This window comes from Leyella stercorea (assembly GCF_021531355.1).
Taxonomy (GTDB): Bacteria; Bacteroidota; Bacteroidia; order Bacteroidales; family Bacteroidaceae; genus Prevotella.
The window spans coordinates 1-1,537 of the sequence record NZ_JADYTS010000152.1 but is presented as its reverse complement, the minus strand read 5'-3'; the positions used below and the strand labels follow the sequence as shown (position 1 = coordinate 1,537).

Below are 1,537 nucleotides of genomic sequence, written 5' to 3'. Positions count from 1 at the left end.
GGCTCACCCGTAAAACCCTGTGTTTACCCAAAGATCATTGATAGTCTGTAGAGGAAGAAGTCGATATCAACAACACCTCTAAGTTGTGCTCTGAATTGTTTGATCTTAGAATTGAGAGATTCTGCAGATGCATTGGTGGCACGATGAATGAAGTAGTTGAGGACTTCATCCAATCTGTCTTTGATAGTTTCTGCAGCTGTATTGAAAGAATCATTTCCAAACTCCCTGACTTTGTCAAACCAGTTCTGCATACTCTCATAGCCAGAAATCCAGGTGGCTCTTGTATTGGAAAATATCATGCGTAGGGAATGAACGAGAGAATACGCCTTCTCCAAGTCTGGATAGCGCTCAAAGAGCAGCTTCATCCTTTCCTTCTGAGTACCTGTCCACTTCTCTGGAGATACCATCAAGGAATAGTGGGTGCGCGTAAGCAGTTCTGGCAAAGTGTCGCCATTAGACAGCCTTTCAGGAACGTATGCCTTGTTCTTGCGGATGGGCTTGCGTCCGCGCTTGTCCTTCTTGCCTTTCTTTCGCCGCTTGAGGCTTTTCTCGTACTTCTCTGCCAACTGTGCCTTGAAGAGCTTACGCTTCTCGTTCTGCTCCTTCTGAGCCTCTTTCTTGTACTTGAGGCGCAGTTCCTGCATGGGGTCTGTTGCGAGTTGCTGCATGTGGAATCGATCAAGTGTGATGGTGGCATATGGGAAGCTTTGAAGTACAATCTGGTGCATTCCTTCCGAGAAGTCCATTGTAACCTCACGCACCTTGCATCTCAAATACCAATGAATCCGCATAAGTGCAGCGACCACATCCTCAACCTTCGTTCCGCTTACGATGGCAACCAAAGCTCCCTTGCCTCCATGGGCATCCTTGTTTGATACTATGGTGTACAAATCCCCGTTTGAGAGCGCAGTCTCATCTATACTCAGATTTGGGCCTATGTTCCTGGGGAAGATAAGCCACTCCCTGGCATGAAGCATGTGTTTCCATGAGCGGAAGTCACTCAAATGATCTTTGTAGGCACGTCCGAACTCATCAGCCTTGATGTGATATGGTTTCTGGAGCGATCTGGCCGTAATCGGGGATGTATCCAACGAATTCTTTTAAAAAAGCCGCAAACTCCTTCGAGTAGCGGGTTCCGTCAGCAACCAGTTGCCAGTCCTTGGAAACACTCTTACCTTCTGCATCCTTCCATCTGCGACGGCGCACATGAAGAATGCTGCGGTATTCATTGATTGGGAAGTGATTCATGCAGGATTCCTCATAAAAACCATTGGGACTTGCATCGGGACATACTTCAGGAGCAACCTCCTTCTCATCAAGGAATATGTGAACACGTGGTTCTCCACCATACTCGTCCGTGCGAACATCTGTAAGGTCAAAATACTCTGTCATCTCGCTGGGAAGGAATACCTTCGCAAGCATCATGTATGGATTATCCTGCATAGCACTACTCTTTTGTGGATGCAAAGATAACTAATTCTAACGAGAATAAAGCAAATCCTGTTAACTATTCAACACAGGGTTTTACTGGTGACCC

Annotated in this window: 2 protein-coding genes; both read right to left on the bottom strand. The window is 46.6% G+C overall.

Annotated elements, in window-relative coordinates:
- Positions 1 to 23 precede the first annotated feature (23 nt).
- On the bottom strand, positions 24 to 1,091 hold the full coding sequence (locus tag I6E38_RS14725; RefSeq protein WP_235394690.1) for a transposase: 1,068 nt from the start codon (positions 1,089 to 1,091) through the stop codon (positions 24 to 26).
- Positions 1,033 to 1,443 (bottom strand): ISAon1 family transposase N-terminal region protein, encoded by a 411-nt coding sequence (locus I6E38_RS14720; RefSeq protein WP_215760954.1) that lies wholly within the window; start codon positions 1,441 to 1,443, stop codon positions 1,033 to 1,035. The genes I6E38_RS14725 and I6E38_RS14720 overlap by 59 nt, the downstream gene beginning before the upstream one ends.
- Positions 1,444 to 1,537 lie beyond the last annotated feature (94 nt).

Excerpts from the sequence above, each read along its gene's own strand:
- I6E38_RS14720 (WP_215760954.1), bottom strand. The coding sequence starts at position 1,443 with ATGCAGGATAATCCATACATGATGCTTGCGAAGGTATTCCTTCCCAGC.